Genomic DNA, 21,516 nt, shown 5'->3' with positions numbered 1-21,516 from the left:
CGACGGTTGACACCCCCTCAATGCATGGACCGTGCCACCCCGAAATCCGCCCCGCGACGGCCTGCCGGGTACCATCCTGAGACATACGTGCAGTCACAGGGGTTGCAGCCCGGCGCATTTCGCACCAGCCTGGTGCAGGGCCGCCCCCTGGCGCATCCCGTCGCCATAGTTGCACGCACATGCCTGGGGAGATCCGTTGCGATGAGTCTTGCTTTGGTGCAAAGCCGCGCCCTGCTGGGCCTGCACGCGCCCGCCGTTACGGTGGAAGTACACCTGGCCAACGGGTTGCCCAGCTTCGCGCTGGTGGGCCTGGCCGATGTCGAGGTCAAGGAGGCGCGCGAGCGCGTGCGCTCCGCGCTGCAGAACGCCGGGCTGGAATTCCCGGCCAACAAGAAGATCACCGTGAACCTGGCGCCGGCCGATCTGCCCAAAGACTCCGGCCGCTTCGACCTGCCGATCGCGCTGGGCATCCTGGCCGCGAGCGGGCAGATCGACGCGGCCCGGTTGGACGGCTGGGAGTTCGCCGGCGAGCTATCGCTGTCGGGCCTGCTGCGCCCGGTGCGCGGCGCCCTGGCGACCAGCTTGGCGCTGCGCGCGCTGGCGCAGCCCGTACGCACGGTGCTTCCCCCCGGCAGCGCCGAAGAAGCTGCGCTGGTGCCGGGCACCGAGATCTACCGCGCGCACCACCTGTTGGACGTGGTACGCCAGTTCGTGCCCGTGCCCCCGCCGAACGATGATGGCGCGGACGACGGCGGTTGGCAGCGGCTGCAACCCGCGCCGCCGGCCCCGGCCACCGATGGCCCGGACCTGGCCGACGTGAAGGGGCAGGCCGCGGCCAAGCGCGCACTGGAGATCGCTGCCGCAGGCGGGCACGGGCTGCTGCTCGTGGGGCCCCCGGGCTCGGGCAAGTCCATGCTGGCCCAGCGTTTTGCCGGGCTGCTGCCCCCGATGGGGGTGGAGCAAGCGCTGGAGAGCGCGGCCATTGCCAGCCTGGCCGGGCGCTTCAGCCCCGCACAGTGGATGCAGCGCACCACAGCCAGCCCGCACCACAGCTGCAGCGCGATCGCGCTGGTGGGCGGGGGCTCGCCGCCGCGCCCGGGCGAGATCTCGCTCGCGCACGAGGGCGTGCTGTTCCTCGATGAATTCCCCGAATTCGCCCGCAGCGCCCTGGAGGCCCTGCGCGAGCCGCTGGAGAGCGGGCGCATCACCATTGCCCGGGCGGCGCAGCGCGCCGAGTTCCCGGCGCGCTTTCAGCTCGTGGCGGCCATGAACCCCTGCCCCTGTGGTTTTGCGGGCTCGCACCAGCGCGCCTGCCGCTGCACACCCGACCAGATCGCGCGCTACCAGGGCAAGCTCAGCGGCCCGCTGCTGGACCGCATCGACCTGCATGTGGAGGTGCCCGCGCTGCCGCCCGAGGAACTGCTGGGCGCCCCGCCCGGCGAACCCAGCGGCGCCGTGCGCGAACGCGTGGCCCGCGCGCACGAACGAGCGCTCCAGCGCCAGGGCAAGGCCAACCAGGCATTGCAGGGTCAGGAGCTGGAACAGATGGCGGCGCTGGACGCGCCGGCCGCGCGGTTCCTGCAGGCTGCGGCGGCGCGCCTGGCGTGGTCGGCGCGCAGCACGCACCGGGCCCTCAAGGTTGCACGTACTATTGCCGATCTATCGGGCTGCGAGACCGTGGGCGCCGCCCATGTGGCCGAAGCCGTGCAATACCGGCGCGCCCTGCGCGCACTGGCGTGACGCGCCACCGCTGCCCTTCCTTGTTTGAATCCGCCTGAAGATCCTATGAAAAACCTCAGCATCGGCACCCGCCTGGGAGGCGGCTTCGCCCTTGTCCTGCTGCTGATGGCCCTGATGACGGCCTTTGGCGTATGGCGCCTGCAGACCGTGGCACAAGCCACCAACGAGATGACGCAGCAACCCCTGGCGGTGGAGCGCATGATCAGCGACTGGTACCGCTACGTGTACAGCGCGGCACGCCGTACCTCGGCCATCGTCAAGAGCACGGACCCCTCGCTCGGCCAGTTCTTCGCGGCAGACACCGCCACCTCCACGCGCGAATCGGCCGAGCTGCAAAAGCGTATCGAGACGCTGCTCACCAGCGACGAGGAAAAGGCCCTATGGGCCGACATCCAGAAGGCGCGCGTGACCTACCTGTCCTCGCGCGACCAGGCCGTGAAGGCCAAGGCCGAGGGCCAGCTGGAGGAGGCCGAACGCCTGCTCACCCAGGTGTACCTACCCGCCACCGACCAGTACGTGGCGCTGATCCAGCGCCTGCTGGACATGCAACGCGCCCGCATCGACGCCACGGCGCAGGGGATCAATGTCACCTATGGGCAAAGCCGGCTGTGGCTGATCGTGCTGGGCGTGCTCGGCCTGGGCGCAGGCGCCCTGTGCGCATGGTGGCTCACACGCGGCATCACGCGGCCGCTGGCGCAGGCCGTGCAGGTGGCGCGCGCCGTGGCGGCCAACGACCTCACCAGCCGCGTGCAGGTCGATTCGCGCGACGAGACCGGCCAGCTGCTGCAGGCGCTGCAGGAGATGAACGCCAGCCTGTCGCAGGTGGTGGCGCGCGTGCGCTCGGGCACCGACGGCATCGCCACGGCGTCCAGCCAGCTCGACGCAGGCAACCAGGACCTGTCCTCGCGCACCGAGGAGCAGGCCAGCTCGCTGCAGGAAACCGCCGCCTCGATGGAGCAGCTGACCAGCACCGTGCGCCAGAACGCCGACAACGCGCGTCAGGCCAACCAGTTGGCCTCCTCCGCCGCGCAGACGGCCACGCAGGGCGGCCAGGTGGTGGCCGGCGTGGTGCAGACCATGGGCGCCATCAACGCCAGCAGCCGCAAGATCAGCGACATCATCGGCGTGATCGACTCGATCGCCTTCCAGACCAACATCCTGGCGCTGAATGCCGCGGTGGAGGCCGCACGCGCCGGCGAGCAGGGCCGCGGCTTTGCCGTGGTGGCCGGCGAGGTGCGCGCACTGGCACAGCGCAGCGCGGCTGCCGCCAAGGACATCAAGGGCCTGATCGGCGACTCGGTCGCCAAAGTGGAGGAAGGCTCCCACCAGGTCGAGGAAGCCGGCCGCACCATGGACGCCATCGTGCAGAGCGTGCAGCGCGTGAGCGACCTGGTGGCCGAGATCACCGCCGCGAGCCAAGAGCAGAGCGCGGGCATCGAGCAGGTGCACCAGGCCATCACGCAGATGGACCAGGTCACGCAGCAGAACGCCGCACTGGTGGAGGAAGCCACCGCCGCCACGGGCTCGCTCAAGGCCCAGGCTGGCCAGTTGGCCCAGGCAGTGAGCGTGTTCCGCGTGGAAGGCCTGCAGGCCACCCAGACGGCAACGGCAACGGCAGCGCCCGCCCCCCTCCGCCGGCCCGCACCGGCCACAACGACCAAGCCCACCGTAGCAGCGCGCACGCTGGCGGCGCCCGCCCGCCCACCGGCAGCGGCCAAGGCGGCCCCGGCCGCCGCGCGCCACAGCGACGACGATTGGGAAGCCTTCTGAGCGCCCCGGGCGGGAATGCCCCACCTGCCGCGTTTTGCTACGTTATTTATAGCTGTTGGCGCTGATCTAACAAGCGCTACAGCCCAAAAATGCAGTAAAGCAACCAGGCGCAGCCCCGAGCGTCAGACGAACATGCCGCCCGATGCCTCGATGCGCTGTGCGTTCACCCAGCCCGTGCCCGGCTGCAGCAGCGCAGCGATCACGCCACCGATGTCGTCCGGCAGGCCCACGCGGCCCAGCGCGGTCTGGCCGGCGATGAAGGCGTTGAGCTGCGCGTTGTCGCGCACGGCGCCGCCGCCAAAATCCGTCTCGATCGCGCCAGGCGCCACCACGTTCACGGCAATGCCGCGCGCGCCCAGTTCCTTGGCCAGGTAGCGCGTCAGCACCTCCACCCCGCCCTTCATCGCCGCATAGGCCGCGTAGCCCGGTAGCGCGAACCGCGCCAGGCCCGACGACACGTTCAGGATGCGCCCGCCGTCGTTCATCAGCGGCAGCAGCTTCTGTGTGAGGAAAAACACGCCCTTGAGGTGGATGTTGACCATGTCGTCGAACTGCGCTTCGGTGGTCTCCATGAAGCTGGCATACACGCCCACGCCGGCGTTGTTCACGAGGAAGTCGAAACGCTCGCGCTGCCAGTGCCGCGCCAGCACGTCGCGCATCTGGCCTGCGAAAGCGGTGAAGGTGGCGCTGGCCGCCACGTCCAGGGGCAGCGCCACGGCGCGGCGGCCGAGGGCCTCGATCTCGGCGACGACGGCCTGCGCCTCGGCGGCCTGACTGCGGTAGGTCAGGATCACATCGGTGCCGGACCGCGCCACGTGCAACGCGGCATTGCGGCCCAGTCCGCGGCTGGCGCCGGTGATGAGGGCGATGGCCGGACGGGCGGCCATGCCGGCGGTGGCCGTAGAGGAGGAAGAAGATGCGGCGTGGGTCATGGCGGGAACCTTTCAGTGAGGAGTGAGAAGCAGTGAGCGGACTCTATTGATCCGCTTCAGATTCATAAATCACTGAAAATTGATTGCATCGTTCTTTGGATACGAACAATGAGCCCGTTTGACCGCATGCACATCTTTGCCCGCGTGGCCGAGTTGGCCAGCTTCACGCAGGCCGCCGAAGCGCTGGGCATCCCCAAAGCCAGCGCCTCCACCGCCGTGCAGCAACTCGAAACCCAGCTTGGCACGCGCCTGCTGCATCGCACCACGCGGCGCGTCCAGCTCACGCAGGACGGGCAGGCCTATTACGAGCGGTGCAAGGACCTGCTGGCGGACGTGGACGAGCTGCAGTCCATGTTCCAGCACCTCGACGGCGCCGGCCTGAAAGGACGCGTGCGCATCGACATGTCCACCGGCATGGCGCGCAACGTGGTGGTGCCCCGCCTGCCCGAACTGCTGGCGCGCCACCCCGGTCTGGAAGTGGAGCTGAGCAGCACCGAGCGCCGCGTGGACGTGGTGCGCGAGGGCTTCGACTGCGTGCTGCGCACGGGCGCCGTGGTGGACAGCAGCCTGGTCGCGCGCCCGCTGGGGCTGGCGCGGCTGGTCAACTGCGCCAGCCCGGCCTATCTGCGCGCCTATGGCACGCCACGCTCGCTCGCCGACCTGCCGGGCCACCGGCTGGTGCATTTCGTGAATACGCTGGGCGCCCGCTCTGCAGGCTTCGAGGCCGTGGTGGATGGCGCACTCGTGCTCACCCCCATGCAGGGCGCCCTCACGGTGAACAATGCCGAGGCCTACATGGCCGGCTGCCTGGCGGGGCTGGGCCTGATCCAGGTGCCGCATCTGGGCGTGGTGGACCTGCTGGCGCGCGGCGATCTGGTCGAAGTGCTGCCGCAACTGGCCGCCCCGCCGATGCCGCTCACGCTGATGTACGCCAACCGCCGCAACCTGCCGCGGCGCGTGCGCACGGTGATGGACTGGCTGGCGCAGGTGGTGGCGGAGCATCTGGCGCAGGTGGCCGCCGCCTGAGCGGCCTGGCCCCCACGTGTCCCTGGGCCGCTACACGCCCAGGTACTGCCGCCGCGCCGCGGCGTCGCCCGCCAGCTGCGCCATGCCGGCGCTGTACACGATGCGGCCCTGCTCCAGCACGCAGGCGCGGTCGGCCACGGCCTCGGCGAAGGGCAGGTTTTGCTCGCTCAGCAGGATGCCGATGCCCTGCGCCTTCAGCGCGCGGATGGTGCGCGCCATCTGCTGCACGATGACCGGCGCCACGCCCTCCGAGGGCTCGTCCAGCAGCACCAGCAGCGGCTGGCCCATGAGGGTGCGCGCCACGGTCAGCATCTGCTGCTCTCCGCCGCTCATGCGCCCGCCGGGGCGGTCGGGCATTTCGCCCAGGTTGGGGAACAGCGTGAACAGCCGCTCGGGCGTCCAGTGCGGCGCGGGTTCGCCACCCGGCCAGTGGCGCGGCGGCTGGCGGCCGACCTCCAGGTTTTGCAGCACCGTCAGGTCGGTGAAGATGCGCCTGTCCTCGGGCACATAGCCCAGGCCCAGGCGCGCGATCTGGTGCGCGGGCAGGCCGTGGATGGCCTGGCCCTGCAGCCGCACCTGACCTTCGGTGCGCGCCAGCAGGCCGGCCAGGCTTTTCAGCGTGGTGCTCTTTCCCGCGCCGTTGCGGCCCATCAGCGCCACCACCTCGCCACGGCCCACGCTGAGCGACACGCCGTGCAGGATATGGGCGGCGCCGTACCAGGCGTTCAGGTGGTCTACGGCGAGCAGCGGTGTGGACTTGGGCAGCCCCTCACCCCTCCCTCTCCCCAAAGGGGCGAGGGCGACCGGTTGCGCCGGACTTACTCCCTCTCCCTCTGGGAGAGGGCGGGGGTGAGGGCCGGCCACCGCAGGCGCCTCTTCCAGCCCCCCGCCCAGATACGCCGCCTGCACACGCGCGTCCTGGCGCATGGCCTCGGGCGGGCCTTCGGCCAGCAGCTGGCCGCGCACCAGCACGGCCACGCGGTCGGCCTGGCCGAAGACCACGTCCATGCTGTGCTCGGTGAACAGCACAGCCATGGCGCGCTCGCGCGCGAGGCGCCGCACCAGCCGCATCAGCGCCAGGCGCTCGGCGCTGACCATGCCGGCCGTGGGCTCGTCCATCAACAGCAGGCGCGGCGCGTGCGCCAGGGCCATGGCCAGCTCGACGCGCTTGACATCGCCATAGGCCAGCTCGCTGCAGGGGCGGTCGGCCTGATCCTGCATGCCCACCTGCTCCAGCAGGGCCAGCGCGTCCGGCACGCGGTGCTGGCCGGCGCAGCGCCACCAGCGCCAGCCGCGTCGGTCGTGCGACAGCAGGGCCAGCTGCAGGTTCTGCAGCACGGTGAGGCTGGCGCAGGTCTGGGCAATCTGGAAGGTACGGCCCACACCCAGGCGCCAGATGACGCGCGGCGGCAGGCCGGTGATGTCCTGGCCGGCCAGCAACACGCGGCCGGCGTCGGGCCGGATCTGCCCGCCCAGCATGTTGAAGCAGGTGCTCTTGCCCGCGCCGTTGGGGCCGATCAGCGCCAGCAGCTCGCCGGCCGCCAGCGCGAACGACACGCCCTGCACGGCCTGCACGCCGCCAAAGGACTTGCGCAGGCCCTCCACGCGCAGCAGGCTCATGCGATTACTCCTTTTTTAGGAGCTATCAGCGCTTGCCAATATTGCGCAAAACCCGAAATTCCCTGTGGAAACAGCAGCACCAGCGCCAGCATGATGCCGCCCAGCAGCGCGCGCCAGTAGTCGGTGGCGCGGGCCACGCTGTCGTGCAGCCAGGTGAAGGCCGCCGCGCCCACCAGCGGGCCGGCCAGCTGCTGCATGCCGCCCAGCAGCACCATGACCAGGCCGTCGACCGACTTGCCGACCCACAGCACCTCGGGCGCCACGCCGCCCTTTGAAAAAGTGAACAGCGCGCCCGCCAGCCCGGCCAGCAGGCCGGCGACGACGAAGGCCGCCCATTGCACGCCGCGCACGTTGATGCCAATGGCCTCGGCGCGCGTGGCCGAGTCGCGCGCGGCGCGCAGCGCCCAGCCCAGGGGCGCGAACAGCAGGCGCCGCAGCAGGTAGAGGCCCGCCGCGACAAAAGCCAGCACCAGCCAGTAGAAGGCCGTGCCCTGCGCCCAATCGGGCGGCCAAACGCCGGTCAGGCCATTGCTGCCGCCCGTGAGGCCGTCCCACTGGAAGGCGATGGCCCAGGTGATTTGCGCGAAGGCCAGCGTCAGCATGGTCAGCGACACGCCCGACAGGCGCACGCAAAACCAGCCATAGAGCAGCGCCCCGCCCGCCGCCACCAGGGGGGCCAGCAGCAGCGCCGCGCCCATGGGCAGGCCCGCCGCGCGCGTGAGCAGCGCCGCGCCATAGGCGCCCAGGCCAAAGTAGGCCGCGTGGCCAAACGAATGCAGCCCGCCCGGCCCCAGGATGAAATGCAGGCTGGCGGCAAACAGCGCGGCGATGAAGATGTCGGCCAGCAGCACGCTGGCGTAGCTGCCCTGGCCCAGAGCGAGCGGCAGCAGCGCCAATGCCAGCAGCAGGACGGCCCAGCCGGTGCCGGCCAGCGGGCCGGCGCCGGCCAGGGGCGCCTCGGGCGCGCCCACGCCGCGCACGGCGGCCTGCGGCCGGCCCAGCAGCCCCCAGGGGCGCCAGATGAGCACGGCAGCCATGACCAGAAACTCCACCACCAGGGTGAGTTTGGGGAAGGCGATCGCCACCCCTGCGATCTGCACCACGCCCAGCCAGATGCACACGGCCTTGAGCTCGGCGATCAGCAGCGCGGCGACAAAGGCGCCGGGCAGCGAGCCCATGCCGCCCACCACCACGACGACGAAGGCCGCGCCTATGGTCAGCATGTCCAGTTCCAGGCTGGCGGGCTCGCGCGGCAGCTGCAGCGCGCCACCCAGGCCGGCCAGCGCCGCGCCCAGCGCGAACACGCCGGTGAACAGCCAGGCCTGGTTCACGCCCAGGGCGCCGACCATCTCGCGGTCCTGCGTGGCGGCGCGCACCAGCGTGCCCCAGCGCGTGCGCGTCAGCAACAGCGTGAGCAGCAGCAGCACCAGCGGGCCGACGGCGATGAGCAGCAGGTCATAGGCCGGAAAGCGCCGGCCCAGGATGTCCACCGCGCCTTCCAGCCCCGGCGCGCGCGGGCCGAACAGTTCCTGCGGGCCCCACAGCCACAGCGCCGCGTCCTTGATCACCAGCACCAGGGCAAAGGTGGCCAGCAGCTGCAGCAGCTCTGGCGCACCGTAGACACGGCGCAGGAGCAGCAGCTCGACCAGCGCGCCCAAGAGGCCCAGAACCAGCGGCGCCAGCAGCAGCGCGGGCCAGAAGCCTATCGCATCGCCCAGCAGCGCGACGCTGGAATACGCTACGTACAGCCCCAGCATGTAGAACGAGCCATGGGCAAAGTTGACGATGCGGGTGACGCCAAAGATCAGCGACAGCCCGGCCGCCACCAGGAACAGCGCGGACGCGCCGGCCAGGCCGTTGAGCAGCTGGGCCAGCAGGCCGGAGAGGTCCATGCGTGCAGGTTCAGTGCGTCAGGGTGCGGCCGGCCGCAGCTTCTTCACCTCGGCGTCGGACGGCTGGAACTTGGCGCCATCCATGTACTTGAAGTTCACCATCACCCCCTTGCCGCCGTACAGCCCGGTCTTGCCCACATAGGCGCCCATGGTGGACTGGTGGTCCTGGGCGCGGTAGGTGATGGGGCCGAACGGCGTGCGCACCTCCAGGCCGCGGAAGGCGGCGATGAGCGCCTCGGTGTCGGCGCTGCCGGCCTTGCGCAGCCCCGCGGCGATGGACTGGATAGCGTTGTAGCCCACCACCGAGCCGGCGCGCGGATAGTCCTTGAAGCGCTTGCGATAGGCGGTGGCAAAGGCGTCGTGGTCGGGTGTGAAGATGGCGTACCAGGGGTAACCGGTGACCACCCAGCCCAGCGGCGTCTCGCCCTGCAGCGTGTCCAGGTACTCGGGCTCGCCCGTGAGCAGGCTGACCACGCCCTTGCCCTGGAACAGGCCGCGCGTATTGCCCTCGCGGACAAACTTGGCGAGATCGGCCGCGAACAGCACGTTGAAGATGGCGTCCGGCTTGGCATCAGCCAGCGCCTGCACCACGCTGCCGGCGTCCACCTTGCCCAGCGGTGTGGCCTGCTCGGCGACAAACTCCACATCCGGCTGCGCTGCGGTAAGCAGCTTCTTGAACGTGGCCACGGCCGACTGGCCGTACTCGTAATTGGGGTAGACGATGGCCCAGCGCTTTTTCTTCATGGCCGCGGCCTCGGGCACCAGCATGGCCACCTGCATGTAGGTCGAGGGGCGCAGGCGGAAGGTGTAGCGGTTGCCCTGTTCCCAGACGATCTTGTCGGTCAGCGGCTCGGCGGCCAGGAAGAAGCGCTTTTTCTGCTGCGCGAAGTCGGTCAGCGCCAGCCCCACATGCGACAGAAAGCTGCCCATGAGCACGTCCACCTTCTCGCGCGCGATCAGCTCCTCGGCGGCGCGCACGGCGTCGGCCGGGTTGCCGTTGTCGTCGCGCGTGACCAGCACCAGCTTCTTGCCGCCAATGCCGCCGGTGATGTTGATCTGCGCCAGCGCCAACTCCATGCCCTTCTTGTAGGGCTCGAGGAAGGCCGGCTGGGCCTTGTAGCTGTTGATCTCGCCAATGGTGTAGACATCCTGCGCCTGGGCCGCGCCCAGGGCGCAGGCCAGCATGGCCAGGACGGTGGTGAATGACTTCTTCATGCGTGAATCCTTGCTGCAGCGCAACAGCCGCGGCCCGCAACTGTACCGCCGCCGCCGCCTTGCCCCACAATATGCGGGTTTGCCCGCATGACGGGCGGGCGGTTCGGCGCAATTCGGCTTATGCCTGACACGAATAAAAAAACCGCGACACTAGCCGCAAAGCCCAGCCTCCCCCACTTTTCATCTTTCTTCCTGTCCATCCATGAGCGCATTTCACGAAGAGCGTGTACTGACCGTACACCACTGGACCGACCGCCTGTTCTCCTTCACCACCACGCGTGACCCGGCGCTGCGGTTCTCCAACGGCCACTTCACCATGATCGGCCTGAAGGTGGACGGCAAGCCGCTGCTGCGCGCCTACAGCATCGTTAGCGCCAACTACGAGGAGCACCTGGAGTTCCTCTCCATCAAGGTGCCGGACGGCCCGCTGACCTCGCGCCTGCAGCACATCCAGGTGGGCGACTCCATCATCGTGGGCAAGAAGCCCACGGGCACGCTGCTCATCGACTACCTGTTGCCCGCCAAGCGGCTGTACCTGATGTCCACGGGCACGGGCCTGGCGCCGTTCCTGAGCGTGATCCGCGACCCCGAGACGTACGAGAAGTTCGAGCAGGTGATCCTGATCCACGGCGTGCGCCAGGTGGCCGAGCTGGCCTACCACGACTACATCACCAAGGAACTGCCCCAGCATGAGTTCCTGGGCGAACTGATCACCAAGCAGCTCAAGTACTACCCCACGGTCACGCGCGAGCCCTTCCGCAACCAGGGCCGCATCCCCGACCTGATCGACAGCGGCAAGCTGGCCGCCGACCTGGGCCTGCCCGAACTCAACCCGCTGGACGACCGCGTGATGCTCTGCGGCAGCCCGGAGATGCTGGCCTCGCTCAAGGAACTGCTGGAAAAGCGCGACTTCGAGGAAGGCAACACCACGCGCCCCGGCGACTTTGTGATCGAGCGCGCCTTCGTGGAGAAGTGACGCACGCGGCCCTCGCCGCGTCGATTTGCTAGCAAAATAGGAGCTATTGGCGCTTGCCCACAGGCGATCCAACGCCAATCCCCCTTCAAAACGGCCTGCCCGCAAGCGCAGGCCGCTTTTATTTTCGTAGCACCTGGGTAGCCACTCTCGTCAAGCGCAGGCCCCTGCGCTCAATAGCCCCGGTCCACTACGCGCACCGGCTCCACGCCCGCGCGGTCGGCATCCGCCCCCGGGTCCACGCGCAGGCTCTTGCCCTGCACGCGCACGGCCGTGCCCTCGGCCAGCGGCTGGGCGCGCGTGAAGTTGCGCACCGAACCGTCATCCATGCGCACGCGCATCTGGTAGACCGTGGTGGTACGGGCGCGCTGCTCCACCTTGTGGCCCACGTAGCCGCCGCCCACGGCGCCCAGCACCGTGGCCGCGGTGCGGCCCGATCCCTTGCCGATCTGGTTGCCCAGCACGCCCCCCAGCACACCGCCGGCCACCGCGCCCACGCCCGTGGCCGGCGCGGCCTGCTCGACAGCGCGCACCGACTCCACCCGCCCGCAGGTGGCACACACCGGCGCCGCACTGCGCTGCGCCACGGCCCGCTGCAGCGGTTCGCCGCGCTGGGTTGGCACTGGCGAGGGCGATGCCCCCGGCTGTGGATAGCCCTGTGCATACGTCTGTGGATCGTCCTGTGGATACGCCTGCGGAGAAGGCGGCGCTGCTGCGCGCCGGGCTACGGGATTCACTCCTGAATCGAGAGCTGCCATCGCTTGCTGCGACTGGGCTAGAGGCGCTTTTTCATTCAACACTTCCGCCTCGGGCGTGCGCGGCGCAGTGGCTGCCAGCGTGGCAGCCGGTCCGCCGGCCGCGGAGTCGCCAGCAGGCGAACCGCCGCGCAGGTTCTGCGCCAGCAGCGTGCCGCCCAGGGCCAGCACACTCACGCCCAGCACGCCCACGGCGGCCCACAGCCATTTGAGCGAAGCCGCGGACGGGGCCGCGGCAGGGGAAGCAGAGGTGGAATGCATGTGCTCGTTCGGTTGCCAGAGGAAAAGCCGCGGGCTGCGCATGCAGCCGCCACGGCACCGGCGCCAAGGCTAACGCCGGCCCTGCTTCACAAAACCGCGCGCGGCGTAACGGACGTAATCAGCGGTCAACGGCCCGCCGGCGCGGAGGCGGCGGTACGCGTTTCGTGCAGCGCTCGCGCGCTGGCGGCCGAGAACAGCAGCACCGCGGACGAAAAGTAGATCCACATCAGCAGCACCACCAGCGAGCCCGCAGCGCCATAGGCCGACACCACCGCCGCGGTGGACAGGTACAGCGCCAGCAACTGCTTGCCCACCGTGAACAGCGTGGCGCCCACCACCGCGCCGAATACCAGGCAATGCGTGGGCGGCTTGGGGCCGCTGCCGATGCGCATCAGCCCCAAGAACAGCGCCACCGCCACGGCGAAGGCCACGGCCTCATTGACGATCTGCAGCAGCGTGCCCGAGCCGAACGGCAACCGCGCGCTGGCCCAGGTGGCCAGCACGTTGATGGCCGTGGACAACACCAGCGACACCAGCAGCAGAAAGCCGATGGCCAGCACATAGGCCAGGCCCCGCAGGCGCAGCGAGGCCATGCGCCACCACGCCTTGCGCTCGGGCGCGGGCTGGCCGTGTGCCCACAGCCGCTCCAGCGCGCTCTGCAGCTCCACAAACACCCCCGTCGCGCCGGACAGCAGCAGCACGAAGCCGGCCACCGACGCGAGGCGCCCCTCGGCCGGTTCCTGCGCGCTGGCCAGCGCCAGGCGCACCACCTCGGCGCCGCGCTCGCCCATCACCCCGCGCACCTGGGCGATGAGGTTGCTCTCCAGGTAGGCCTGGTCGATCCACCACCCGAGCACCCCCACCAGCAGCAGCAACAGCGGCGCCAGGCTCAGCATGCCGTAGAACGACATCGCCGCGCTCATGCGCAGGCCGTCGGCGTCCAGCCACATCTGCACGGCGCGCACCAGAGGCGCAATGGGCTGCAACACCCGCTGCAGCAGTGGCTGGGCAATAGATTTGAGGCTCTGCAGGGTCAGTGGCATGGCCCGATTGTGAACAGTGCGGGCCCGGCCCCCTGTCGGCGCAAGCCGATAGCCGGCCGCGCACCGGCTGCCGCACGGACCAGGTGGACGCTCTTACACTTCCCAGTCCTCACTCACCACGACAGACAAGCATGCAAACGCGTTGCGCCCTGGTCGGCATGCCGGGCTCGGGCAAATCCACGGTGGGCCGCCAGCTCGCCCGCCGTCTGGGGCTTCCCTTCGTGGACCTGGACCAGCGGCTGGAGCAGCGGCTGGGCACCAGCATCCGCGACTATTTCGACCAGCATGGCGAAGCGGCCTTTCGCGACCACGAGGCTGCGCTGCTGGCCGAGCTGGCCGCCCAGCCCGGCGGCATGGTGCTGTCCACCGGCGGCGGCGCCGTGCTGCGCGAGGACAACCGCGCCACGCTGCGCCGCGGCTTTCCCCATGTGATGTACCTGCGCGCTTCGCCCGACGAGATCTTCAAGCGCATCAAGCACGACCGCACGCGCCCCCTGCTGCAGGTGGACGACCCGCTGGCCCGCCTGCGCGACCTCTACCGCGCGCGGGACCCGCTGTACCGCGAGGCCGCGCACTACGTCATCGAGACCGGCCGGCCCACGGTGCACACGCTGGTCAACATGATCATGATGCAGCTGGAGATGGCGGCGCCGGGCGACCCGGTATAGCAAGCGCCCCTCCTCAGACATGAAAAAGGCCCCGCATGCGGGGCCTTGGTTCTCTTGCGGCGCAGAGGCTTACCAGCTGCGCACACGTCCGGTGTCGATGTGCACGAACTGTTCCCGGGCGTAGTAGCCCACGCCGCCCGCCCGCAGGGAGATGGCGGCGTCGCGCAGGTCGCTCAGGGACACGCCGGGCAGGCGCACGTCGATGGCCTTGCCGTCCATGTGCAGGCTGCGCCGCGCCACACCGCCGCCGCGCGTGGTGCGCAGCGTCTCGTTGGTATGGGGGCTGCGGTAGCCGGAGATCACCTCGAACGGCTGCTGCGTCTGCAGCGTCTGCCGCACGCGGTGCAGCAGGTGGAACAGATCCGGGTCCATCACGCCGACGTCGCCGCTGTAGTGGTCGCGCAGGAAGTGGTTGAGCGTGGGCAGCGCCGCGGGAACGAATTGTTCGCCCTGGGCGTAGACCAGCGCCAGCCGCTCATGGGTGTGCAGGTGGTTGAAGGCCAGGCGCCGCGCAAGGTCCTGCTCTTCGCTGAGCGACGCCAACGCCGCCTTGGGCAGCAGCACCGCGGCCGCTGCGGCGTGCGCGACGGCGGCGCCGCGCCCCAGGAATAGACGGCGGTGGGGGTTGAGCGGTGGAGCCATGCGCGAAAAACCTCGAAAAAGCGAAAAAACGCGCTATTTTGGACCGATCACCCCGGCAGCACTACCCGCGCGGACCACATCGTAGGGTTTTGCCGAATGCTGGCGCAGCAGGCTGGCGAGCTTGCGGTCATGGCCGTACAGGTCGCCATAGAAGTGCGGACGGCCGTCCTGCACCACCACGGTGATGTGCGTGATGATGACCGGCACCGGATGCGGCAGCCGTACGAACACGGGCTTGGGCTGCGCCATGGCCGCACGGATGCGCTCCACGGTCCAGGTGGGATCGTCCTGCAACACGAACTGGGCGAGCGCCACCGGCTCCTCGACACGCACGCAGCCGTGGCTCAGGTCGCGCCGGCTGCGGCCGAACAGCGTGGGCGCCGAGGTGTGGTGCAGGTAGATGTTGTCGTTGTTGGGCAGCACGAACTTGATATCGCCCAGCGCGTTCAGCGGCCCTGGGCGCTGGCGTATGCGCGCCTGGCCTGCCAGCACGGCGCCCAGCATCTCGGGTGTGGCGTCGGTGCTCACGCCCGCCGCGCTGACGAACTCCATGCCCTGCCGGGCCAGGTAGCCCGGGTCGCGGCGCAGGCGCGGCACGGTTTCGCCGCGGGCGATGGACGGCGGGATGTTCCAGTACGGGCTGAATTCGATGGACTGCATGTCCTCATCGAACAGCGGCGTGCGCGTATCCAGCGCCTTGCCGACGATGACCGCCATGGACAGGCGCAGCGTGATCCTGCCACCCGCGTACTCATAGGCGCGCAGGCGGTATTCGGGCACGTTCACGGCGATCATGCGCGGGCCCTGCAGCACGGGCGTCCAGCGCAGACGCTCCATCTGCAGCGCGATCTGCTCGGCGCGTGCGGCCGGGGGCACATTCAGCGCCGCCAGCGTGGTCGCGCCCAGCACCCCGTCCGCCTCCAGCCCGTGGCGGCGCTGGAAGGCCGTGACGGCCTCGACCAATGCGGGGGTGTATTGCGCTGGCGCGGACGCTGCGGGCGGCTCGCCCGTGGGCTGCGGCGGCAGGTCGCCCAGCGCCACCAGCCGCTCGGCCAGTACGCCCAGGCCCGCCCAGGGCTGGCCCGGCGTGAGCTTGCGGCCCGGCAGCGCGGGCAGCGGCTGCGCCCAGGCAGGGTGAGCGCCCAGCGCGCGGTACTGCGCCAGCAGTGCGCGCAGCGCCGGGTACATGGGCACGCGGGGGATGGCCGCGTCCCGCGCCTGCTGGATCTGGCCGTCGGCCAGCGCGGCCTGCAGCGCGGCGCGCAGGTCGGGCTGGGGGCGGCGGGAGTGGTCGTAGCGCTCGTTGAGCCGTGCCGGATCGATGCGCCCGCCGTGCAGCTCATACAGGTAGCGCTCCACGGCCTGCGTCAGCTCCTGGTCGAGCGCCACGGCGGAGGCGGCATCCAGGCCGCGGGCGGCTGCGGCCGCCAGCGCATCACTCAGGTGCTGCGCGCCATAGTCGGCCGGCTCCAGCCCATCGGCTGCGGCTTCGTTGAGCCAGCGCACCGCTTCATGCGCAGCCGGCAGGGGGCGCCCGTCAGCCGTCAGCCAGGACGGGTTCGCCCAGGCAGCCAGCGGCATCCAGGCCGCCAGCAGCAGGGGGGCAGTGTGGTGTGTCAGCAGGCGCAGGTTCATGGGTCGATCTTGGCATGGCCTGCGCCGACCAGGCGCTAAAGCCCCAGATTCGGCGCGAGCGCGCGCTCCACCTCGGCCAGGGGCACTCCGCTGCGCTGGGCCATGTCCTGCACCTGCGCATCGTCGATCTTGCCGACGCTGAAGTAGGTGCTCTCGGGGTGGCTGAAGTAAAAGCCGCTCACACTGGCCGCGGGCGTCATGGCGTAGCTGTCGGTAATGTCCATGTCCACGTCCGCCGTGCCCAGCAATGCAAACAGCGGCTTCTTCACCCGGTGATCAGGGCATGCGGGGTAGCCCGGCGCGGGGCGGATGCCCACGTACTTCTCGGCGATCAGTTCGTCGTTGGACAGCCGCTCGCCCGCCTGGTAGCCCCACCAGTCGGTGCGCACGCGGTGGTGCAGCCATTCGGCACCGGCCTCGGCCAGGCGATCGGCCAGGGCCTTGAGGGTGATGGCGCTGTAGTCGTCGTGGTCGGCCATGAACTCGGCCACCTTGGCATCCACGCCGATGCCGGCAGTGACGGCAAACGCGCCAATGTGGTCGGCCTGCGTGGGTGCGCCACCCTCCGGGCGAGGCGCGATGAAGTCGGCCAGGCAGCGACTGGGGCGCATGCGGCCCTCGGCGTCGGGCTGCTTCTCGGCCTGCTGGCGCAGGCCGTACCAGGTGAGCACGACCTTGTCGCGCGCGGCATCGGCATACAGCTCGATGTCGTCATCGCGCACGGTGTTGGCGGGCCAGAAGCCCACCACGGCGTGGGCCGTGAGCCAGCGGCCCTCCACGATCTTCTTGAGCATGGCCTGTGCGTCGCGGAAGACGCGCGTGGCTTCCTCGCCCACCACCTCGTCCTGCAGGATGTCGGGGTACTTGCCGGCCAGGTCCCAGGTCTGGAAGTACGGCGCCCAGTCGATGAAGGGCACCAGCTCGGCCAGGTCGATGTTCTTGATCACGCGCCGGCCGATGAACTTGGGCGCCGGCGGCTGGTAATGCGCCCAGTCGATGCGCGTCTTGTTGGCGCGGCACTGCGCCAGCGGCCACACCGGCGTCTTCTTCTTGTTGGCATGCAGGTGGCGCACATGGTCGTAGTCGGCCTGCACCTCCGCCAGGTAGCTGTCCTTGTGCTCGCCCAGCAGGCTCTGCGCCACGCTCACGCTGCGCGAGGCATCGGGCACGTAGACCACGGGGCCCTGGTACTGCGGCGCAATCTTGACGGCCGTGTGCACGCGCGAGCAGGTGGCGCCACCGATCAGCAATGGAATCTTCTTGATGCGGAAGTACTCGTCCTTGTCCATCTCGCCGGCCACGTACTGCATCTCTTCCAGGCTGGGCGTGATCAGGCCCGACAGGCCGATGATGTCCGCGCCTTCGGCCTTGGCGCGCGCCAGGATTTCATGGCAGGGCACCATCACGCCCATGTTGATGACCTCGAAGTTGTTGCACTGCAGGACGACGGTCACGATGTTCTTGCCGATGTCATGCACGTCGCCCTTCACGGTGGCGATGACGATCTTGCCCTTGCTGGACACATCCAGGCCGGCGACTTCCTGCTGGCGCTTTTCTTCCTCGATGTAAGGGATCAGGTGGGCCACGGCCTGCTTCATCACGCGGGCGCTCTTGACCACCTGCGGCAGGAACATCTTGCCCGCGCCGAACAGGTCGCCCACGATGTTCATGCCGTCCATCAGCGGACCTTCGATCACGTGCAGCGGGCGGCCACCGCCTTGCACCACGATCTGCTGGTAGGCCTCCTCGGTGTCTTCGACGATGAAGTCGGTGATGCCGTGCACCAGCGCGTGCGACAGGCGCTCGCCCACGGGTTTGGGCGCGTCGGGGGTGCCGCGCCATTCGAGCTTCTTGCCCTCGTCCTTGGCCGCGCCCTTGGCGGCCTCGGCGATCTCCAGCAGGCGTTCGGCCGCGTCGGGGCGGCGGTTCAACACCACGTCTTCCACACGCTCGCGCAGCTCGGGGTCGAGGTCGTCGTAGACGCCGACCATGCCCGCGTTGACGATGCCCATTTCCATGCCGGCCTTGATGGCGTGGTACAGGAACACGGTGTGGATCGCCTCGCGCACCGGCTCGTTGCCGCGGAAGCTGAACGACACGTTGGACACGCCGCCCGACACCTTGGCACCCGGCAGATGCTGCTTGATCCAGCGCACGGCCTCGATGAAATCGACCGCGTAGTTGGCGTGCTCTTCGATGCCCGTGGCGATGGCGAAGATGTTCGGGTCGAAGATGATGTCTTCGGGTGGAAAACCGACCTCGTCCACCAGGATGCGGTAGGCGCGCTCGCAGATCTCGATCTTGCGCTGGTAGCTGTCAGCCTGGCCCTGCTCGTCGAAGGCCATGACCACGGCAGCGGCGCCGTAGCGCTTGATGAGCTTGGCCTCGTGCTTGAACTTCTCCACGCCTTCCTTGAGGCTGATGGAGTTGACGATGCCCTTGCCCTGCAGGCAGCGCAGGCCAGCCTCGATCACCTCCCACTTGGAGGAGTCGACCATCACCGGCACCCGGGCGATGTCGGGCTCGGAGGCGATGAGGTTCAGAAAGCGCACCATCGCGGCCTTGCTGTCCAGCATGGCCTCGTCCATGTTCACGTCGATGATCTGCGCGCCGTTTTCCACCTGCTGGCGCGCCACCGACAGTGCCTGCTCGTACTGGTCGTTCAGAATCATGCGCGCGAACGCCTTGGAGCCGGTGACGTTGGTGCGCTCGCCCACGTTGACGAACAAGCTCCCCTCGCCGATGAACACGGGCTCCAGCCCCGACAGGCGCATGGGCGGCACGGCGTGCGAAGGGACGGAAGATGCGGGGGCGGACGACGGCATGGGGCTCACCTGGATAACAAGAACAGACACATCAGGTGAGCGCCGTTGGTACACGCACGGCTGCATGCCGCGGTGGGCCCGAGCCTGACGCCGCCACGCGCGAGCCGCCTGTGCGGCCCCGGCCGGCGGGCGCTGCAGCGCTCCTCGGGAAAGCGTCGAATTCTACGCGGCCCACCTTTGGGGGGCAGGCATATGGATATACCCCCACGTGCACTGTGCGCCCAGAACATGGCCCCTACACGGGCCGGTGGTTGGTTCAAGTAAAAACAGACCGCAAGCCAATCACAGCAATCGCTGACAGCTATCAAACAAGGAGCATCAGCCCTGCTCCCGTAACAGTCGCAGCTTGCGGTACAGCGTGCGCGTGCTGACCCCCAGGGCGCGCGCCAATTCGCGACGCGACGCGGCCCCCCCCGCCAGCGCCGCGCGCAGCGCCTCGGATTCGATGTCACGCAGGGTGGCGTGATCGGGCTGCTGCGCAGCGCGGGCCGGCGCCGCCGCGGGCGCATCGAACGAGAGCGCGCGCTCGATCGTATGGGCGGTCACCACCGCGCCGTCGGTCAGCAGCGCGGCACGTTCCAGCACGTTGCGCAGCTCGCGTACGTTGCCGGGGAAGGGGTGCTGCGCCAGCCGGCGCAGCGCCGCGGGCGCAAGCACCAGGCCCCGCCCCCCGGCCACGCGCTGCAGGAGCGATTCCGCCAGCAGCGGAATGTCCTGCGGGCGTTCGCGCAGCGCGGGCAGCTGGATGGGAAAGGTGCTCAGGCGGTAGTACAGGTCCTGGCGAAACCGCCCCTCGCGCACCATGGCGCGCAGGTCGCGGTGGGTGGCCGCCACCAGGCGGATGTCCGCGCGGCGCAGCTCGGTGTGGCCCACGCGGCGGTAGGTGCCGCTTTCCAGCAAACGCAGCAGCTTGACCTGCATGGTGAGCGGGATGTCGCCCACCTCGTCCAGGAACAGCGTGCCGCCGTGCGCCGCCTCCACCAGGCCGGCGCGTGCGGCATGGGCGCCGGTGAAGGCGCCACGCTCGTGGCCGAACAGTTCGCTCTCGAACAGCGTCTCGGGCAGGCTGGCGCAGTCCACCACCACCAGCGGCCGCCCCGCGCGCGGGCTGGCCTCGTGCACGGCGCGCGCGGCCAGCTCCTTGCCCGTGCCCGACTCGCCCAGCAGCAGCACGCTGGCCTGCGACGGGCCCACGCGCGCGATCAGCTCCAGCACGGCCTGGAACGCGGGCGCGCGCCCGATCATGCCCAGCGCGCCCGGCTGCCCCTGGGCAATGCGCAGCGGCTCCATCTTCTCCAGAAAGTACTGGGGCTGGCCCGCCTCGTCGCGCAGCGGCACCAGTTCGATCTGCACATATTCCTCGCCCGCCGGGGTGTGGTGCAGGTGCAGCACGCGCTCGCGCTGGCCACTGAAGAGCGAGCGCGCCAGCGGGCAGGTCTCGCCCGCCTGGTCGCACGGCACGGGCGAATGGTGCGAGACCGCATGGCAGGTGCGCCCCACCACCGGCGCGCCCTGGCCGAACTGGCGACGGTAGGCGCCGTTGGCGGCCACGATGCGGTAGCCGCGGTCGAACAGGATGTGCGGCTCGGGCAGCCCCTCCAGCCAGGAGGCGAGCAGCGCGGTCTGCGCCACCTGCGCCGGGGTGGGGGAAAGATCAGGGATGTCGGCCATGGTGACATATGGTGTCACAAATGGCATGCATTGGCAGTGTTTCTGCCGTCCACCATGGCAGCGCTGACTCCTTGGGTGGATGCAAGCCTTTGTTCCACATGGAGATTTCGCACGGAGTGCCGCGCAGCCAGGCTGGCACGGCTCTTGAGTCAGGACAAGCAAGCGCGCGGCCCCTTGGCCGCGCCCATCGTGAAGGAATCGCCATGACTGCCCTCCCCGCCTCGTGCACCTGCGCTGCGCCCGACGCAGAACGCCGCACCCTGATCCACGCCACGGCCGCCGCCGGGGGCCTGGCAGCCGTCGGCGCGGCCGTGCCCCTGGTCAGCAGCCTGGCGCCCAGCGAACGCGCGCGTTCCCTGGGCGCGGCCGTGGAGGTGGACATCGCAGGCCTGCCGCCGGGCGGCATGCTCACGGTGGAGTGGCGCGGCAAACCCGTCTGGATCGTGCGGCGCACGCCGGAGATGCTGCAGTCGCTGCAGGGGCTGGAGGCACAGTTGGCCGACCCCGCATCGGCCAAGGACCAGCAGCCCGACTACGCGCGCAATACCCACCGCTCCATCCAGCCGGAGGTCTTCGTGGCCATCGGCATCTGCACGCACCTGGGTTGCTCGCCCACGGCCGTGGCCCCGGGCGCGCCGCAGTCCGGCCTGGGCGCGGGCTGGCCCGGGGGCTTCTTCTGCCCCTGCCATGGCTCCACGTTCGACAACGCGGGTCGCGTGTACCGCAACAAGCCCGCCCCGACGAACCTGGAGGTGCCGCCGCACCGCTTCCTGAGCGCCACGCGGCTGCTGATCGGCGAGGACAGCGCCAGCGCCTGATCGACCGCCCTTCGCCCAAGACCATCACAA

At 69.7% G+C, this 21,516-nt stretch carries 16 protein-coding genes and 1 riboswitch; of the genes, 6 read left to right on the top strand and 10 right to left on the bottom strand.

From position 1 onward, the window contains the following. The first annotated feature begins 201 nt into the window (after window positions 1–201). Window positions 202–1,740, top strand: a complete 1,539-nt coding sequence (locus tag MRB47_RS00930) for a YifB family Mg chelatase-like AAA ATPase (RefSeq protein WP_252101649.1) — start codon at window positions 202–204, stop codon at window positions 1,738–1,740. Window positions 1,741–1,785: 45 nt separating this feature from the next. Beyond that, the gene (locus MRB47_RS00925) at window positions 1,786–3,510 is read left to right on the top strand and encodes a methyl-accepting chemotaxis protein (RefSeq protein ID WP_252101648.1); all 1,725 of its coding nucleotides are present in this window, start codon (window positions 1,786–1,788) and stop codon (window positions 3,508–3,510) included. 122 nt (window positions 3,511–3,632) lie between these two features. Here the strand turns inward: MRB47_RS00925 and MRB47_RS00920 are convergent, their stop codons facing one another. After that, window positions 3,633–4,442, bottom strand: coding sequence for an SDR family NAD(P)-dependent oxidoreductase (locus MRB47_RS00920; RefSeq protein ID WP_252101647.1), 810 nt, complete (start codon window positions 4,440–4,442; stop codon window positions 3,633–3,635). A 108-nt stretch (window positions 4,443–4,550) separates the two neighbouring features. Here MRB47_RS00920 and MRB47_RS00915 point away from each other — a divergent pair, with 108 nt between their 5' ends. Next, window positions 4,551–5,468: a LysR family transcriptional regulator gene (locus tag MRB47_RS00915; protein WP_252101646.1), complete on the top strand. Its 918-nt coding sequence runs from the start codon at window positions 4,551–4,553 to the stop codon at window positions 5,466–5,468. 30 nt (window positions 5,469–5,498) lie between these two features. Here the strand turns inward: MRB47_RS00915 and MRB47_RS00910 are convergent, their stop codons facing one another. The 3 genes from MRB47_RS00910 to MRB47_RS00900 are packed head-to-tail and all read right to left on the bottom strand — an operon-like array spanning window position 5,499 to window position 10,195. Next, on the bottom strand, window positions 5,499–7,088 hold the full coding sequence (locus MRB47_RS00910; RefSeq protein ID WP_252101645.1) for an ATP-binding cassette domain-containing protein: 1,590 nt from the start codon (window positions 7,086–7,088) through the stop codon (window positions 5,499–5,501). After that, the gene (locus tag MRB47_RS00905; protein WP_252101644.1) at window positions 7,085–8,980 is read right to left on the bottom strand and encodes an ABC transporter permease; all 1,896 of its coding nucleotides are present in this window, start codon (window positions 8,978–8,980) and stop codon (window positions 7,085–7,087) included. The genes MRB47_RS00910 and MRB47_RS00905 overlap by 4 nt, the downstream gene beginning before the upstream one ends. 18 nt (window positions 8,981–8,998) lie before the next feature. Next, window positions 8,999–10,195 (bottom strand): ABC transporter substrate-binding protein, encoded by a 1,197-nt coding sequence (locus MRB47_RS00900; RefSeq protein ID WP_252101643.1) that lies wholly within the window; start codon window positions 10,193–10,195, stop codon window positions 8,999–9,001. Window positions 10,196–10,397: 202 nt separating this feature from the next. Here MRB47_RS00900 and MRB47_RS00895 point away from each other — a divergent pair, with 202 nt between their 5' ends. Further along, the gene (locus MRB47_RS00895; protein WP_252101642.1) at window positions 10,398–11,171 is read left to right on the top strand and encodes a ferredoxin--NADP reductase; all 774 of its coding nucleotides are present in this window, start codon (window positions 10,398–10,400) and stop codon (window positions 11,169–11,171) included. Window positions 11,172–11,341: 170 nt separating this feature from the next. On the opposite strand, the gene MRB47_RS00890 is transcribed toward MRB47_RS00895, so the two are convergent. Then, window positions 11,342–12,184 (bottom strand): glycine zipper 2TM domain-containing protein, encoded by an 843-nt coding sequence (locus MRB47_RS00890; RefSeq protein WP_252101641.1) that lies wholly within the window; start codon window positions 12,182–12,184, stop codon window positions 11,342–11,344. A gap of 125 nt (window positions 12,185–12,309) precedes the next feature. Next, window positions 12,310–13,227, bottom strand: a complete 918-nt coding sequence (locus tag MRB47_RS00885) for a YihY/virulence factor BrkB family protein (protein WP_252101640.1) — start codon at window positions 13,225–13,227, stop codon at window positions 12,310–12,312. A gap of 131 nt (window positions 13,228–13,358) precedes the next feature. Here MRB47_RS00885 and MRB47_RS00880 point away from each other — a divergent pair, with 131 nt between their 5' ends. Next, on the top strand, window positions 13,359–13,895 hold the full coding sequence (locus tag MRB47_RS00880) for a shikimate kinase (protein WP_012655272.1): 537 nt from the start codon (window positions 13,359–13,361) through the stop codon (window positions 13,893–13,895). A 69-nt stretch (window positions 13,896–13,964) separates the two neighbouring features. On the opposite strand, the gene MRB47_RS00875 is transcribed toward MRB47_RS00880, so the two are convergent. From MRB47_RS00875 to MRB47_RS00860, 4 genes are all read right to left on the bottom strand, one after another. Further along, on the bottom strand, window positions 13,965–14,537 hold the full coding sequence (locus MRB47_RS00875) for a YcbK family protein (protein WP_252101639.1): 573 nt from the start codon (window positions 14,535–14,537) through the stop codon (window positions 13,965–13,967). A gap of 33 nt (window positions 14,538–14,570) precedes the next feature. Continuing rightward, window positions 14,571–16,172 carry a murein L,D-transpeptidase gene (locus MRB47_RS00870; protein ID WP_252101638.1) on the bottom strand — a complete coding sequence of 534 codons (1,602 nt, stop codon included), beginning with the start codon at window positions 16,170–16,172 and terminating at the stop codon, window positions 14,571–14,573. Window positions 16,173–16,207: 35 nt separating this feature from the next. Continuing rightward, complete coding sequence (gene metH / locus MRB47_RS00865) at window positions 16,208–18,997, bottom strand: methionine synthase (RefSeq protein WP_252101637.1); 2,790 nt, start codon at window positions 18,995–18,997, stop codon at window positions 16,208–16,210. Window positions 18,998–19,027: 30 nt separating this feature from the next. Then, window positions 19,028–19,149, bottom strand: a riboswitch (S-adenosyl-L-homocysteine riboswitch). Between the two features lie 166 nt (window positions 19,150–19,315). Then, a complete protein-coding gene (locus tag MRB47_RS00860) occupies window positions 19,316–20,668 on the bottom strand; it encodes a sigma-54 interaction domain-containing protein (protein WP_252101636.1) in 1,353 nt (450 codons plus the stop codon). 203 nt (window positions 20,669–20,871) lie between these two features. Between MRB47_RS00860 and petA the strand changes: the two genes are divergently transcribed. Beyond that, on the top strand, window positions 20,872–21,486 hold the full coding sequence (petA, locus tag MRB47_RS00855; protein WP_011803614.1) for a ubiquinol-cytochrome c reductase iron-sulfur subunit: 615 nt from the start codon (window positions 20,872–20,874) through the stop codon (window positions 21,484–21,486). The last annotated feature ends 30 nt before the right edge of the window (window positions 21,487–21,516 follow it).

It is taken from the genome of Diaphorobacter sp. LI3 (assembly GCF_022807955.1).
Taxonomy (GTDB): Bacteria; Pseudomonadota; Gammaproteobacteria; order Burkholderiales; family Burkholderiaceae_C; genus Diaphorobacter; species Diaphorobacter nitroreducens.
This window is presented reverse-complemented; position numbering and strand designations above follow the sequence as displayed.